Raw genomic sequence first — 14,201 nt, 5'->3', positions numbered from 1 at the left:
GATTTGGAGTTCCTAGAGTGCTACAAAAAGAGGCTAAATTAACAACCAAAGAAATTGGAGTTGCCTCCGTTTTTACCACAAAAAACTATGGTAGATTAGTAGCAACTCCACTTTGCGTGAAGCATATTTTAATGCCTGTTATAGAATGCACAATCCTAATTGGACGGAAGAAAAGAACAAGACTGTTTTCGGAATATGCAACAACGCGAATTACCAAGGACATAACTTTAGGCTTATTATAAAAATAACCAGATAAATTAATCCCGAAACGGATAGTGTAATGGATATGAGAGTCTTGGGAACTATTATAAAAGAAGAAATAGAAGACCGTTTTGGTTATAAAAAACTCAATTTTGATTGTCCTGAATTCAAAGACAAAATGGTCTCTACCAAAAATGTTGCTTGGGTAATTTATGGAATTTTATAATTCTTGTTTCCACAACAAAATCAATTGGCAATTACGCTTTATGAAACGGGTAAGAATTATGTTGATTGAGGTAGGGGAGTAACAGTAATTTAGGATAGTTTTTTTAATAAATTTACCAACATAATATTGTTTTGTTCAAAAAAAACATAACCCAGCTAAACAAAAATCATCTATTCATTGCCAACACAACGGTAAAATAAAATGATAAAACCAAAAATAAACCTCGCTTAAATATCCTTAAACGAGGTTATTTTTTTATGTGTATCTTGAAATTTTACTTTTTAAGAGAGTTGTGCAACAGCTACGTGTGTTGTACGATTGTTATTCTATTTACAAAAAAACAGCAATTATAGTTTTCCTAAATTGCTGTAAGTTTAATCAAAAATTTAATTAATTATTTAAATTACTTGTTTTTCTATTTCCAAATATGAATGTAAAAATAAAATTTAGCCAAAGCAATGATGAAATACCAAGAAATATATCTCCTAAAATTTTATACCCTTGTAGTTTAAATAATGTCCCGAAAATTAAACCAATTATTGCGATTGGTAAAATTAGTTTATTTCTTTTTTTCATTTTATTGATTTAAGTGATTAATTTTTATGTTGTTGCTCCACAATATGCAATTGCAGTTAAAGCAGGAAGTGGGCTTGAATACCAAGAGGCACAACCGATGAAACCATCACAGATTGCGTCATATGCATCATCAAAGCATTTTCTAAAAGGTGATTTTTTACCGTAAATATTAACTTCATTTATCAATTTTCCTTTTTCAAAAGTTTTCTTAAATGAACCGCTAATGTTTGTTAATATTATTTCACCATTACCATTTAAGCTGTTTATGGTATTCTCAACAATTTCAGCCGTTTCAAAATTTAAAGGTTTCCCAATTTCATTAGAATTAATGGTTATGACTAGAGATTTTCTTGAATTGTTGATAAAAGGTATTAAATATGAAATTTTTTCTTTTGACCAATTAATTTGAGTTACATTACTTAAGTCTAAATCTTGACTTTTACTTGATTTGTTTAATGTAAGTCTGTCTAAATTTGTTGATGATTTAAACATTAAGTTATTTGATTTGTCATTTTTATAACTTATACTTTCAAAACCATATGCTTTTTTAAGCAAAAGACTTTCATTATTTGTTGCAACTGGGTTTTGAGTATCTTCGTCTTTTGAGCAAGAGATTAATATAGTTGTGCTTAGTAACAAAGCAATTAATCCTAATATTGAAAATTTTATTTTATTCATTTTTATGTTTTGTGAGTATATAAAATTAGTGTTTTATTTATATACCTCGGGTTAAATATTATTTTTTCATTTGATTTAATTACAAACTCTACCGAATAACCATTAAAATCATTTGGTTATTCGGAAAATTCGGGAACACTTTTTGTCTTTTATTCATCGTAACGTTGTTTTATAATGTCGCACAATGTTTCCACGCTACAAGCAGTTTGGGACTAAATTAAGCCCATTATTCGGATTTACCCAATCTTTCAAATACAAAACCATTTTCAAATTAAGCCTAAAACCCAAATTACTTGTGGCAAGCGTGCTTGTTGCGCAACTAAAATTCTCTCCTGAAATTCTGGTTTGTTAAATTATTTAAAATTTAATATGCTGATTTTTAGTGTGTAATATATTTATAAAAAATGATTAAAAGTTAGATTTAGTCTTTTTTTAGTTGTGCAACAGCCACGTGTGTTGGCAGTCGTTATTTTTTTAATCTACCAATGATAGTAGAAACTCAAACTGCATTTTTTGACAACAAAAGCTTATATTCATTCCGTCATTTATATTCGGGTTGGAAAGCATATGGCTTTGTACTTTTTTTCCATCTGAAATTTCTTCCCATTTTTCATTCATTGCCTCAAGTTCCCTCAAGTCATTCATTACAGTTTCGGGAAAATTATTTCCAACGGGAATTTTTATAATATTGCCACAAGTCTCAACGTAAGGCATCGCTATTCCTTTTTGATTTGCATCTTCAAGTGATTTTATATTATTTGTCTTGAGATAGTTCAAAATGAATTTTAAGGTTTTGTTATTTCTCTTTCTATACTCAGCAAGGAATTCTTGAAATGTAGAATTTGTCCCACCTCGTTTTGTTTCAAAATCTAAATATTCAACTACTTCCTTTTCAGATTTTGATAAAGGAAAATTCTTGTCGCCCAAAATGTCGTTCGCTAAATCTCCGATTGGACTATCTAAAGAAGAACATTTTTTGATAAATTCTTGTATTGTCATAATATTTTCATTTTTTTTTGTTTGTTATAATGACTGCCAACGTCAGTCTGTAAAAAAAACCTCCGCTTATTGTTTTTCAAAAGTAGTCAAAATTGAGTTACATAAGGAGGAAAAGTTGTATATTTAAAGTATGCAACACATCCAAGGAATTTCCCGCTAGCATTTACAAATAAACAGTTTAGAGGATAAAATTACTCCTGAAAATCCTGTTTGTTTTATGGAAGCTTTCGTAGAGCATATCTCGCTTGAATTGCTTGGTTTTAAGACTAGCATTCTTAAAAGTGAAGGCATTGTACCCAATTATCACAGTATTTCTGATTTTAGAAAAAATAATCCATCGGGATTAAAAAAAATGTTCAAGTTGTTTGTTTCGTTTCTTAAAGATGCTGACCTGATCGCTGGGGAAACCATTGTTATTGATGGCACCAAAAGTAGGGCGCACTCCGTCAGTTTCTGGCGGAGCCGTCTACTCGATTATAGGCAGTGCGTTTGTTTTTTAGATGTACGATTCACTTGAGGAAAGAATTCTAAATATTCGACTTCCAGTTTGTTTCCAATTTTATATTTCCTGTCTTTAGAATCTCCTCGGTAACATTTATTGTTAATTGAAAATTCATATGAATAACTAAACATTTGAGTGATGATTCCTTTTCCCATAAAGTTTTTCTCGTTTATAATCGTCGCTTCAGTTTTTATCCCATAATTGTCAAGTAATGAGTTATATATTGGCCATTTTATAATACCAAGAACGACATATAATAATGGAGACAATACAAGCAATATGTAAAAGTATTGTTTCGCTTTTTTTCTCCTCGAGTCTTTTTTTATTCTATCGTAATCTTTTATTCTTCTTGACATTTTCAAGTATCTTATTAAATTATCTAAACTATAGATTAATAGGGATTTTTGACAAAGGATATTTCGTTCAGTTTTGGTCGCATTGCCTATAACGTCAGTCTGTGAAAAAACCTCCGCTTATTTTTATTTCAAAAGTAGTCAAAATTGAGTAACATAAGGAGGAAAAGTTGTATGTTTAAAGTATGCAACGCATCCAAGGAATTTCCCGCCAACAGTTACAATTAAGTAGTTTAGAGGATAAAATCAGTCTTGAAAATCCTGTTCGTTTTATGGAAGCTTTCGTAGAGTATATCTCGCTTGAATTGCTTGGTTTTAAGACTAGCATTCTTAAAAGTGAAGGCATTGTACCCAATTATAATTATCACAGTATTTCTGATTTTAGAAAAAATAATCCATCGGGATTAAAAAAAATGTTCAAGTTGTTTGTTTCGTTTCTTAAAGATGCTGACCTGATCGCTGGGGAAACCATTGCTATTGATGGCACTAAAAGTCGGGCGCACAATAGTAAGAAAGACAATTTTTCGGATTTGCAAAATCTGCCAAATACAAAACCATATTTAAATTAAGCCTAAAACCCAAATTGCTTGTAGCGTGTGTGCTTGTTGCACAACTAAAATTCCCTCTTAAAATTCTGATTTATCAAATTATTTAAAATATAATATATTGATTTTCAATGGTTAATTTGTTTATAAAAAAATGATTAAAAGTTAGATTTAGTCTTTTTTTTAGTTGTGCAACAGCCACGTGTGTTGGTGGCAATACTTATTAGTATTTTGGTGTTTTCTCTATTATTTTTTTATTCAATTCTTTTTGTTTAGCTATTGTTTCCAAAAACTGTTTCTTTTTTGGTAAGTTTTCTTTTTGATATTTTTCTATTAATGAAATTGTCAAAACTATTTTTAGAATATTATGATTGTCTTGAATTGAATTTTGTGAGTTAGAAATTTGCTTTACAAGTTCATTAATTTCTTTAGATTCTGAATCATATTTTTCATTACTTTTTTTGATTAAATCTAAAACTCTTTTTTTATTTAAGCTATCCGTAATTTGATTTGCAAATCCTGTAGCATTGCCATAAAACTGTGTTGATTTTCCGTTATAATTGTAAAAAATATTTTGAGTTTCTGATGGAGTTTCTTGAAACGTTTCTAATTCTGTTTCTAGTTTTTTTAACTCAGGAGTTTTTTCTACTAATTCTGCATAAAGTTCTTCAATTAAATTTCCACCTCGTTTAGATAAACTTTTTAGGCTTATGTCATCTTGAAACGCTTCTGGATTTTGAATTTCAGAGTTTTTATTTTCACGTTTGTTTTCATTACAAGAAACTATCAAGAAAATTGACGATATTACTAATGAACTCAATAAATATTTTTTCATTTTTTCTTTAATTATTTTGGTGAATTTCAGGTTTATTCGTTTTTTCAAGTAGTATTGTCACCAACGTCAGTCTGTGAAAAAACCTCCGCTTATTGTTTATCAAAAGTAGTCAAAATTGAGTTACATAAGGAGGAAAAGTTGTATATTTAAAGTATGCAACACATCCAAGGAATTTCCCGCTAGCATTTACAAATAAACAGTTTAGAGGATAAAATTACTCCTGAAAATCCTGTTTGTTTTATGGAAGCTTTCGTAGAGCATATCTCGCTTGAATTGCTTGGTTTTAAGACTAGCATTCTTAAAAGTGAAGGCATTGTACCCAATTATCACAGTATTTCTGATTTTAGAAAAAATAATCCATCGGGATTAAAAAAAATGTTCAAGTTGTTTGTTTCGTTTCTTAAAGATGCTGACCTGATCGCTGGGGAAACCATTGTTATTGATGGCACCAAAAGTAGGGTGCACAATAGTAAGAAAGCCAATTTTTCGGATTTGCAAAATCTGCCAAATACAAAACCATTTTTCCAGTAAGCCTATTGCCTAAATCCGTTGTTGCTGTTAGGTGTTCGGTTGCTTATTTAATTTCTGTTTCAATTCAATAGGCACTTTTTAACTATTTCTTTGTTTTGATTTAGTATCCATTTTTTTAAATCTTCATTTTCGATAAATTCTTTGTCAATATCGACCAAAAAAAAGTTATGATTTATTTCAGTTTCATTGACTTTATCATTTTTGTTTTGTTCTTGATATTTTACATAAAATAATTTATTTTTATTGTAATAAAATTTCACATTTATTTTATTAAAAGTTCCATCTTTAAAATCAATTTTACTGTCATAATCGGCTCTTAATAACTTGCAATTTTGGTCTTGATTATAATTTTTCAACTTTTTTTGGGATAGATTTTCAGTTTTCAGAATTTCTGTCAGATATGAATGTGGTTTTATTGAAAAATATCCAATTCCACTAGTTTTTACTTCTTTTTCAAGATTTTTAGTTACTTTCTGGGCTTCAATTTTGCCTCCCAAATCATAAATGACCAGACAACTTTCATTTTTACTTAAACTATCAATTTCGGAAATTGAAAATTCAAGTTTTTCAATTTTTTGCGAAAAACAATTCAATGTGATTAGGTAGATTAACAAAACTAATTTATTCATATTATTTTTCGTTTCTAATTCAGTCTTGTTTTTTGTCAACTGACGCCTAACGTCAGTTTGTCTCAAAACCTCCGTTTTTAATTTTTTATATTGGACTACAGTGATGCAAACTGCCAAAGTTTAAACGTTAAGCTCTGTTTGCACAAAACCCCATGTTGTGTATTCGTACTTCTTGTTAATAGCAGAATTGTCTTAAGATGGGAGTAAGTCACACCGCAATTATTTAAACATCATAATAGACGCCATCATTACTATTCCCTCGAATAAATTGCCAATACGAATATTTTCATTTTCTGCATGTTGATTGTTGTCATGGTTTGCTATTGGAATAGTAACAGTTTTTGCCTTTAAATATTTTTCAAACAAAAAAAGTGGCAAAGTACCACCCATTGTTGGCTGTAATACAATCTGGTTTTGGGTTGTCGTTTTAACTGCGGCAATAACTTTTTGTATAATTGGCAAATCCATTGATGTTCGTTGTGCATTTACACCATCGCTATTAGATACCACTTTGATGATTTTTGCATATTTTTCTCTTTCTTCATCAGTAGGCTCAGTTTCGCTTACATAATAACCTTCGGCTTTTATATGATTGATTACTTTTTGTTGTTGCCTTTTCCAATCATTGCCTAATACCAATCTTAAATCAAGAACAGCAGTTGCGTAAGTTGGTATCTGATTAGAAGCCATTTTACCAACATTACCACTTTGCATACCATTGATGTTTAATGTAGGCTGGTTTATTGCCTCACTTAATGTTACTCCTTTCATTTCTACTGCACTAATTCCCAGTTCTTTTTTCATTTGTTCATCAACTGAGGGAACTTCATCCAAAGATTTTTTTTCAAGAAGAGATAACGGGGTTACATCGTCATAAAATCCTTTTATGGTTACCCTTCCAGTGTCGTCTTTCATAGAGGATAATAATTTTGCCAACATCATTGCAGGGTTAGGAGCCCAGTTTCCGTAATGTCCACTATGCAGTGGTCTTTTTGAAGCATATACAGTAAGTTCAAGATTTACATCACCTCGAACACCAAATATAATTTGCTTTTTGCCTGATTGGTGAATTGGTCCATCACAAATAATCCATAGGTCTGATTGAAGTAATGACTGATGCTTTTCTAGTATTTCATGAAGATGTGGAGAACCTGCTTCTTCTTCTCCTTCAAAGAAAAATTTAAGATTATAGTTGGGAGCAAGTCCGCTTTTTATAATAGCGTCATACGCATTTATGATAGCATTAATACCAGCCTTGTCATCAGAAGCCCCACGGGCATAAATTCTCCATTCGCTTTTATAACTACCATCTGCAGGAAAAGGAATATTTGTCCCTCCTTTATTTATGGCATCCGTAAATAACTTTGGCTGAAACGGTTCAAGTCCTTTTGCCCATTGTGCTGGGTTGACGGGTTGCCCATCATAATGTGCATAAAAAATAAGAGTTTTTGTAGCACCAGGTACATTCACTTCGCCATATACTGCTGGTGGTACACCTACTGTGTTAGCCCTTAAAAGCTGCACTTTTTGAATACCTCTTTTGGTCATCATATTCATAATGAAGTCAGCATTTTTTTGTTGACCAACAGGGTCAGCAGCAACATTAGGTAAATAGAGAAACTCGGAGAACTCTTTAATGATGTTGCCAGCATTTTCAGTTCCGTATTTTTTTATTGTTATAACTTCTGGTGATTGTGCTGAAACTGATTCGACAATCAGAAAACTTAAAAGGAAAAAGATGAAATATTTTTTCATAAAATTAGTTCAGTTAATATTCTAAAGCAATGTAAGTTTTCGTCTATAGTAGTCTAATTAACGTTTTGTTAATTTTTTGTAAATCAAAATTTTATAATTCTATTTTTTTGATTAATTCTTTCCATTTCTCCACTTTTCTGCCGTCAGAGTAGGAGTCTAGAGTGAATGATACCTAACGTCAGTTTGTCTCAAAACTTCCGTTTTTAATTTTTACATTTGAATTCCTCTCTTTTAAAAATCTCAAAATGCGCAATTCTCAGAGACTTGATTTAAGCTTTTAGACAGTTTGACGCTCTGTTACTAGCGAGTTTAGTACTAAATTAAGCCCATTCTTCGGATTTGCCAAATCATTCCAAATGCAAAACCAACTTTCCATTAAGCCAATTGTTCAAATCCGTTGTGGTGGATGTTACCTGCTGTTTTTTTTATCCAATATTTTTGAACTTATGCTTCCGTTCTGTAGTAAATCAATTTGTTGTTGTATTTTGGAATACTTCGTTGTTTCTTTTAGAGATATTATTATTGGTTTTATTTCAATATTATATAATTCTCTTGTCATATTATCACATTGTGAATCTCCAAATCTTAAGTATTGAAAGACATTATTCAATCTGTTTTCATTATCAGATTGTAAAGCTTCTTTAATAGCAGAAATACGATTCCATTTTTTGTGGTTTTCCTTCCACCATTTTTCTGCATTCTTTGAAAGTATTTTTTGGTATTCTATAATTTTTTTGTTTGAAGTTTTATTTTTCCAATCTAGGTCATAATTTCCTTTTTCTACATAGCTATTATAGTTTTCTTTCATAAGTTTAAAGAGAGTTTCGTCATTAACTTCAGAATTCTTGTAGCCAAAATCTTGAAACGTTATTTCTTCAAGTAGCCAACCTGACCTTACAGAAATCCAATCCATATCATATGGTATGTAATGCCCGTGTCCATAAAAAGTCGTGCTACCTGGATAAATCAAATCTGCAGTATCTGTTAATTTTACTATACTCGTGTCTTTCAAAAGTTTAATTAATTCAGGAAGAATTATTTTTTGATAGTTTTCAAGTTCTTGTTCGGCAGGATAAACATTTCTATAAAAAGATTTCTTCTTAAATTCAGTAAGTAAACTATCAACTTTTGTTTTTTGTCCAAAACAAGAAGTAACGGTAATTATCGCCAATCCAAGAATAATTTTTAATTTCATATTTCTGATTTTCTGTGGTAAAATAGCAGGTAACATTCTGGTAATACAGCGAGTTTGATACTAATTAAGATTTATTTTTCAGTTATCACTAAACTGCTAAATACAAAACCAACTTTCCATTAAGCCAATTGCTCAAATCATATGAGTAGCTGTTAGACATAGTTTTTTTGTACGTTTCGTTTCTCAAGCTCTATTTCTAAATTTTTCAATCCTTCAATAAACTCTCTTCTGTTTTTCTTATACATTTTCGGTAAATCAAAATCGTTGTAATGTTTAATTAAATTTTCAAGTTCAATTTTGGTTAAATCACTTGGATTTTTGAAACGAATAGAGCTGTCAAATTCAGTTTCGTGTTTTTCATTTAGTATTTCTGTTGCTTTTTCTTTTGCAGGAACGTTATTTAATTGAACTAATTTAAACTTATTTTTCTGCAATTCAGTTTCTCCAATTATTTTCAAATATTCATCAATAACACTTTCGTCTATTTCTATTATACCTTTTCCGAATTTATGCCTGTCTGTTCCGTTTTTTTTAACTCCAGAAATCCAGTATCCCTTTCCAGTTTCAATATCATAATAGTTGCCTGCACTACCTCTTCCGTCTTTTTGGTATACATTTCCATTAAAATATATTGTTAGACCAGTTTTTGAAAAGTAACATTTTCCAATCTGTGCTAATCCATCGTGATTTGCTCCAGTTTCAACGTATACGATTTCAGGTTTCATTTTTTACTTTAAAGATGTTTGCAGGATTTTAGTTTCTTAGATAAAATTATGTCTAACGTTTTGGTAATACAGCGGGTTTGGGACTAATTAAGTTTTATTTTTCGGTTATCACTATACTACCAAAACAAGACTATCTTTCCATTAAGCCCAATGCCCAAATCCGTTATAGTTGTTGTGCGTTCGGTTTTTTATTTATTTAAATTTCCAATTGTAAATACAACAAACATTATTCCGGTTACAAATGCGATGAAATAGGCAAACTTTTTTATGTCATCAAAATTTCTATTTTCTTTCAATATAATTTTTCGAAATTTTTCGGAAACTATAGCTAAAATTGAACTAGTAAATATAAATCCAACTGCTAAATTCATTCCAATTCCAATTGGCGGACCTTCGGTTTTGTCATTTAGAAAAAACGGAAGAATATCAGAAAGAAAAAGTAAGTTCCAAACAACAATAAAAAATATTGCAACTGATTTTTTTATAGGAAATCCACCTTCATTTTGCTTTTTCAGAATTTCTAAATCAACAGCGCTTAGTACACTATTTGTATTTTGTAGAAATCCAGTTTTTTCAATTTCACGAATTACAGAATTTGGATTTTTAAGAGTCCAAAATATTACTTCAGAATCATAATTTTCAATTCTATGATTAATTTTTATTCCGTTTCCAATAATTGGAATAGAAGAATATGATTTTATTGAAATTATATCTTTTGGTTGGAATACAAGATTACCAACAATCGAAGCATTTATTTTTAATATTTCTTTGTCTACATACAAATCAGCAAAAGGAAAAGTTGCATTTGCCATTCCAATTCTTGCTCCTCCAGTTAGAGTAAATTTTTCGTTCATTATTTTGATTTCTTATTAAACTTAGTTTTATTTTTCGGTTTTCTTTAAGCCCAATGCCCACCCGAGCTTGTAAGCCGAACAGACAAAGTAAATCCGTTGTAGTTGTTGTGAACTGTACTTTATTCTTTAAGCGTTTTAATTAATCCAATGATTTTAAACTCTAAATACCTTTTCATTGAGAATTTTTCAGGTCTAAATTCATTAAAATTCTCTAAATTTTCAATTTCAGTTACTTTATATTTAGAATATTCATCGGTCTGTTTAAACTTTAAAAATAAATCCCTCTTTAGTTTTAAAAACCTTTTATATTCTAAATCATAATTTTTTTCAACTCTTCCGTTCTTAAATTCAAATAGAAGATACTTTGTAAAATGAATATCTGTCCAATTCGATTTTGTTACTTCAATTTGCTTTCCATATGGTAATGTTTGTATTTTAGAGTATTCCATAATGATTTTTTCTTTGTCTTTAAAAAAGTCTTTAAAGACAGACCTTGAATCTAAACCTTTTTCTTTCTTAACTATGATTGTAATGTCTGTTAGAAATAAGGAGTCGTTTTCGATTGTATAAGTAAAATTATAAAAGCCATAATTTGCAGTTGTCTCAATGGCGTCTTCAGGCACTTTAAAATTAAACTTTTTTATATAATTTCGTCCAGGATTGAAACTTCTCCATTCATACTTTTTTCCATTATATATTAAGATGTCAGGTATTTGCTCAGTTGCAAAAATTTTCAAAGTTATAAATAAGACAAATAGAATTAGTTTATTCATTTAGGATGTTTTTTAGTAATGCTTATAATGTGTTGTTTTTTTTTATTAAGTTGTTGTTTTTCAATGTTTTTAATTACGAAAAAGACAGGATTTAGTTTCAAAAGTAACAATTTTGGTAAATCTCAAACCCCGCAATTTCTGCAAACTGCTGAGTTTGTTCCATAACTAAAATTCTCTTCTAATATTTTGATTTGTCAAATTATTTAAAATGTAATATATTGATTTTTAACACATAATTTGTTTGTAAAAATGATTAAAAGTTAGATTTAGTCTTTTTTTTAGTTGTGCAATAGACACGTGTGTTAGCGGTAGTATTTTTTAATAGTATTCAATTCTCAAAAGCCCTTTTTTAGTTTCAATTTTCAAAGTGTCTTTTATATTTATTTTCTCAATTTCAATTTTTCCATTTTGTTTAAAATAATCTCTTTCGGTTATAATTGCGTCAGAATTCAATGCTTTTGCTACAAAGTGATTATTTTCAATTTTGTCAATAACAACATATTCTTTTTTAATTATTTCGTTCGATTTCAAGCGATTTATTAATAGTAGAATTGACATTGTTACGTTTTGTAAAAGAAAAGAATAAACTAAACAAATAAGAGTAAGTTTGATAAATTCGGCCATTATTTGTTTCAGATTATTTTTATAAATTTCTTTGTAAATTATTACGATTAGAATAACAATAATCGATACAATTGTCATTATTTTCCAATAAATATTTTCTCTAAAATCATTTATGTTTTCTGTTAGATAATGTTTCCTTTCATTTGGAATTAATGTGAAAGACAAAAAAATAATTATTAAAAAAAATATGATTGTGATTTTATGTTTTTTAAAATACTCTTTCATAGTTCGTTTTTTTATAATTTTAGCTAATGTTCCTGGGCTTAGCGAGATTGCTAGCTTCGTAACCGTTTTTTTTTCTTTAAAAGATAAAATTTCTTTCGAAATATAAACTTGAATTTACTACAAAATTCGCAATCTTGCCAACGCTTGTTATGTGTGGTTTTTATTTATTTGATTATCAGATTTGATATAAGATTTATAATTTCCAATAGCTAGAAATAAAAATAATAATCCCAAAAACGAAAAACAACCCATTCCCCAATAATTGTTTTCAGCATGCCAACTATCTACTTTTCTATTATCTATTTGATAAATATTATTATCGTCGATAATTTGGTAAACTTGGATTTTAGAGAATCTTAAATACTTATCAATAAAATTTAAATCTTTTGATTTAGATATTTTTTTTTCGAATTCATCTTTTTGTATTCCAATCTTTACTAAAGTACCTTTTCTAAATTCTTTTAAAAATATACCATCATCTAATATACCTGTATAATTTGCACCAGCAATGATAAACACAAAATTCGGGTAATTTGTTAATTCAAATTCAAATCGATTATTTCCTTTTCTTTTTTTAATAAGTTTTATATCATTTACTAATTCACTTGAAATATATGAAAAATCACTATTTTTAACTGTTTTAAAATCATAAAAGCAACTTGAAAAATAAAACATTAAACAACTAATAATACCACAAATAATTGAATGTTTTAGGAATTTTGGTTGAGATAATTTTTTATTTAATTTTTTGTTCTCTTTTACTCTAATCTTTATTTTGGAAAAGAAATCATAAAAATTAGAATATTCTGAATCAATTAATGTTATTTTTTCTCCTGTATTTAAAATCAAATAATATTCAGTCCAAGAATTGTATTTTCCTTCAAAATATTCAGAAAAATGAGTTGTAATTTCAGAAAAATGATATTTTTTTGTTTGTAATATCCTTTTGATTTCAAAATAGTTCTCATATACATAAATTCTTTTTTGATTAAGTAAATAATAAATGCAATAAAAAATAATTAACGCTAAAACTAAAAACCCTATTATTTTAAGATTTTTTTCATAATTGTTTTTTGGTTGAAAATTATTATTTAATAAAATTATAAAGAATGTAAATAAAACTATACCAATAAAAATAATGATAGTGTTCGTTAAACTTCTTTCCGATTTTGAAATAATTTTATTGTTCATTTTTTGTATTAAGTCTTTGAATACCTGTTAGTGTCGCAAAATCACACATAATATTCCCGCGCTACAAGCAGTTTGAGATTAAATTAAGCCCTATTTTCGGATTTGCCAAATCTTCCAAATACAAAAACAATTTCAAATTATGCTCATTGTCCAAATCCGTTGTAGCTGTTAGTGGCAGTTGATTTAGGTCTTAATGAATTTAGATTCAATTATTTTCCATTTGTTGTTGATTAAAACAAATCTAACATCTGGCTTATAATTTACAACTCCACATTTACATTCAGATATTTCTGCAAGTGGAGAATTTTCACCTTTTTTCTTTAAGCCTTTTAATTTGTATTCTCCAAAATTAATGTCAACAGTATCTTTGCTAATTATTCTATGTGAGATAGTGTAAACTGTAAACTCTTTGTTTTCTTTACGTGAAATTTTAATTATTTCATCCTGATTCAAAATTTTAATTTGTCCTTCAGTAAATATTGTCTGCGGTGCGTTAGTTTGATTATCTATATCAATATATTTATAACCACTGGAAAGTGCCAAATCCATTCGCTGTTGTAAAGCTTTTACATACAAAGTGTCGATATCATTTTGACTAAGCTTTTCTTGTCCAAAACAGTTGATAGCAAAATGAAATGTTAAGGTGAAAAATATGATTTTGTAATTATTTTTCAGTACGTTTTTCATAATTTTAGCTAATGTTTCTGGGCTTGGCGAAGTTGCGAACTACTGAACTGATTATTTTCTATCAAAGATAAAATTTCTTGCGATAAATAAACGTGTA

General features: G+C 28.8%; 17 protein-coding genes. 3 read left to right on the top strand and 14 right to left on the bottom strand.

Features of this window, described 5'->3' with window-relative positions; all coding sequences use genetic code 11:
- Positions 1–256 precede the first annotated feature (256 nt).
- Positions 257–427, top strand: coding sequence for a 6-carboxytetrahydropterin synthase (locus WFZ86_RS04960; protein ID WP_342690932.1), 171 nt, complete (start codon positions 257–259; stop codon positions 425–427).
- 390 nt (positions 428–817) lie between these two features.
- Here WFZ86_RS04960 and WFZ86_RS04955 read toward each other — a convergent pair whose 3' ends face one another.
- The 4 genes from WFZ86_RS04955 to WFZ86_RS04940 all read right to left on the bottom strand — a co-directional run bounded on the left by WFZ86_RS04955 (position 818) and on the right by WFZ86_RS04940 (position 3,538).
- Positions 818–1,003, bottom strand: coding sequence for a hypothetical protein (locus tag WFZ86_RS04955; protein WP_342690905.1), 186 nt, complete (start codon positions 1,001–1,003; stop codon positions 818–820).
- 24 nt (positions 1,004–1,027) lie between these two features.
- Positions 1,028–1,681, bottom strand: coding sequence for a hypothetical protein (locus WFZ86_RS04950; protein ID WP_342690904.1), 654 nt, complete (start codon positions 1,679–1,681; stop codon positions 1,028–1,030).
- 474 nt (positions 1,682–2,155) lie between these two features.
- Positions 2,156–2,680 carry a YozE family protein gene (locus WFZ86_RS04945; protein WP_342690903.1) on the bottom strand — a complete coding sequence of 175 codons (525 nt, stop codon included), beginning with the start codon at positions 2,678–2,680 and terminating at the stop codon, positions 2,156–2,158.
- Positions 2,681–3,154: 474 nt separating this feature from the next.
- Positions 3,155–3,538 (bottom strand): hypothetical protein, encoded by a 384-nt coding sequence (locus tag WFZ86_RS04940; RefSeq protein ID WP_342690902.1) that lies wholly within the window; start codon positions 3,536–3,538, stop codon positions 3,155–3,157.
- A 182-nt stretch (positions 3,539–3,720) separates the two neighbouring features.
- On the opposite strand from WFZ86_RS04940, the gene WFZ86_RS04935 reads away from it, so the two are divergent.
- Entirely contained in the window at positions 3,721–4,104 is a 384-nt protein-coding gene (locus WFZ86_RS04935) for a hypothetical protein (RefSeq protein ID WP_342690901.1), read from the top strand.
- Positions 4,105–4,303: 199 nt separating this feature from the next.
- Here the strand turns inward: WFZ86_RS04935 and WFZ86_RS04930 are convergent, their stop codons facing one another.
- Complete coding sequence (locus WFZ86_RS04930) at positions 4,304–4,915, bottom strand: TrbJ/VirB5 family protein (protein WP_342690900.1); 612 nt, start codon at positions 4,913–4,915, stop codon at positions 4,304–4,306.
- Positions 4,916–5,155: 240 nt separating this feature from the next.
- On the opposite strand from WFZ86_RS04930, the gene WFZ86_RS04925 reads away from it, so the two are divergent.
- Complete coding sequence (locus tag WFZ86_RS04925; protein WP_342690899.1) at positions 5,156–5,446, top strand: hypothetical protein; 291 nt, start codon at positions 5,156–5,158, stop codon at positions 5,444–5,446.
- Between the two features lie 59 nt (positions 5,447–5,505).
- On the opposite strand, the gene WFZ86_RS04920 is transcribed toward WFZ86_RS04925, so the two are convergent.
- The 9 genes from WFZ86_RS04920 to WFZ86_RS04880 all read right to left on the bottom strand — a co-directional run bounded on the left by WFZ86_RS04920 (position 5,506) and on the right by WFZ86_RS04880 (position 14,104).
- Positions 5,506–6,075, bottom strand: a complete 570-nt coding sequence (locus WFZ86_RS04920) for a hypothetical protein (protein WP_342690898.1) — start codon at positions 6,073–6,075, stop codon at positions 5,506–5,508.
- Positions 6,076–6,294: 219 nt separating this feature from the next.
- Positions 6,295–7,830 carry a M20/M25/M40 family metallo-hydrolase gene (locus tag WFZ86_RS04915; RefSeq protein WP_342690897.1) on the bottom strand — a complete coding sequence of 512 codons (1,536 nt, stop codon included), beginning with the start codon at positions 7,828–7,830 and terminating at the stop codon, positions 6,295–6,297.
- Positions 7,831–8,239: 409 nt separating this feature from the next.
- Positions 8,240–9,025, bottom strand: a complete 786-nt coding sequence (locus WFZ86_RS04910) for a hypothetical protein (RefSeq protein WP_342690896.1) — start codon at positions 9,023–9,025, stop codon at positions 8,240–8,242.
- A 152-nt stretch (positions 9,026–9,177) separates the two neighbouring features.
- Complete coding sequence (locus tag WFZ86_RS04905; RefSeq protein ID WP_342690895.1) at positions 9,178–9,750, bottom strand: hypothetical protein; 573 nt, start codon at positions 9,748–9,750, stop codon at positions 9,178–9,180.
- A gap of 188 nt (positions 9,751–9,938) precedes the next feature.
- Complete coding sequence (locus WFZ86_RS04900) at positions 9,939–10,604, bottom strand: hypothetical protein (RefSeq protein WP_342690894.1); 666 nt, start codon at positions 10,602–10,604, stop codon at positions 9,939–9,941.
- Between the two features lie 119 nt (positions 10,605–10,723).
- Positions 10,724–11,377, bottom strand: coding sequence for a hypothetical protein (locus WFZ86_RS04895; RefSeq protein ID WP_342690893.1), 654 nt, complete (start codon positions 11,375–11,377; stop codon positions 10,724–10,726).
- A gap of 318 nt (positions 11,378–11,695) precedes the next feature.
- Entirely contained in the window at positions 11,696–12,226 is a 531-nt protein-coding gene (locus WFZ86_RS04890; RefSeq protein ID WP_342690892.1) for a hypothetical protein, read from the bottom strand.
- Between the two features lie 147 nt (positions 12,227–12,373).
- Complete coding sequence (locus tag WFZ86_RS04885; protein WP_342690891.1) at positions 12,374–13,417, bottom strand: hypothetical protein; 1,044 nt, start codon at positions 13,415–13,417, stop codon at positions 12,374–12,376.
- A 183-nt stretch (positions 13,418–13,600) separates the two neighbouring features.
- Positions 13,601–14,104 carry a hypothetical protein gene (locus WFZ86_RS04880; RefSeq protein ID WP_342690890.1) on the bottom strand — a complete coding sequence of 168 codons (504 nt, stop codon included), beginning with the start codon at positions 14,102–14,104 and terminating at the stop codon, positions 13,601–13,603.
- Positions 14,105–14,201 lie beyond the last annotated feature (97 nt).

It is taken from the genome of Flavobacterium polysaccharolyticum (assembly GCF_038739875.1).
Lineage (GTDB): Bacteria > Bacteroidota > Bacteroidia > Flavobacteriales > Flavobacteriaceae > Flavobacterium > Flavobacterium polysaccharolyticum.
This window is presented reverse-complemented; position numbering and strand designations above follow the sequence as displayed.

What these genes read in the sequence shown, in the direction of transcription:
- WFZ86_RS04915 (WP_342690897.1), bottom strand. Translation starts at nt 7,830, where the DNA reads ATGAAAAAATATTTCATCTTTTTCCTTTTAAGTTTTCTGATTGTCGAA.
- WFZ86_RS04925 (WP_342690899.1), top strand. Translation starts at nt 5,156, where the DNA reads ATGGAAGCTTTCGTAGAGCATATCTCGCTTGAATTGCTTGGTTTTAAG.
- WFZ86_RS04910 (WP_342690896.1), bottom strand. Translation starts at nt 9,025, where the DNA reads ATGAAATTAAAAATTATTCTTGGATTGGCGATAATTACCGTTACTTCT.
- WFZ86_RS04885 (WP_342690891.1), bottom strand. Translation starts at nt 13,417, where the DNA reads ATGAACAATAAAATTATTTCAAAATCGGAAAGAAGTTTAACGAACACT.
- WFZ86_RS04895 (WP_342690893.1), bottom strand. Translation starts at nt 11,377, where the DNA reads ATGAATAAACTAATTCTATTTGTCTTATTTATAACTTTGAAAATTTTT.
- WFZ86_RS04935 (WP_342690901.1), top strand. Translation starts at nt 3,721, where the DNA reads ATGCAACGCATCCAAGGAATTTCCCGCCAACAGTTACAATTAAGTAGT.
- WFZ86_RS04880 (WP_342690890.1), bottom strand. Translation starts at nt 14,104, where the DNA reads ATGAAAAACGTACTGAAAAATAATTACAAAATCATATTTTTCACCTTA.
- WFZ86_RS04930 (WP_342690900.1), bottom strand. Translation starts at nt 4,915, where the DNA reads ATGAAAAAATATTTATTGAGTTCATTAGTAATATCGTCAATTTTCTTG.
- WFZ86_RS04950 (WP_342690904.1), bottom strand. Translation starts at nt 1,681, where the DNA reads ATGAATAAAATAAAATTTTCAATATTAGGATTAATTGCTTTGTTACTA.
- WFZ86_RS04955 (WP_342690905.1), bottom strand. Translation starts at nt 1,003, where the DNA reads ATGAAAAAAAGAAATAAACTAATTTTACCAATCGCAATAATTGGTTTA.
- WFZ86_RS04945 (WP_342690903.1), bottom strand. Translation starts at nt 2,680, where the DNA reads ATGACAATACAAGAATTTATCAAAAAATGTTCTTCTTTAGATAGTCCA.
- WFZ86_RS04905 (WP_342690895.1), bottom strand. Translation starts at nt 9,750, where the DNA reads ATGAAACCTGAAATCGTATACGTTGAAACTGGAGCAAATCACGATGGA.
- WFZ86_RS04920 (WP_342690898.1), bottom strand. Translation starts at nt 6,075, where the DNA reads ATGAATAAATTAGTTTTGTTAATCTACCTAATCACATTGAATTGTTTT.
- WFZ86_RS04900 (WP_342690894.1), bottom strand. Translation starts at nt 10,604, where the DNA reads ATGAACGAAAAATTTACTCTAACTGGAGGAGCAAGAATTGGAATGGCA.
- WFZ86_RS04940 (WP_342690902.1), bottom strand. Translation starts at nt 3,538, where the DNA reads ATGTCAAGAAGAATAAAAGATTACGATAGAATAAAAAAAGACTCGAGG.
- WFZ86_RS04890 (WP_342690892.1), bottom strand. Translation starts at nt 12,226, where the DNA reads ATGAAAGAGTATTTTAAAAAACATAAAATCACAATCATATTTTTTTTA.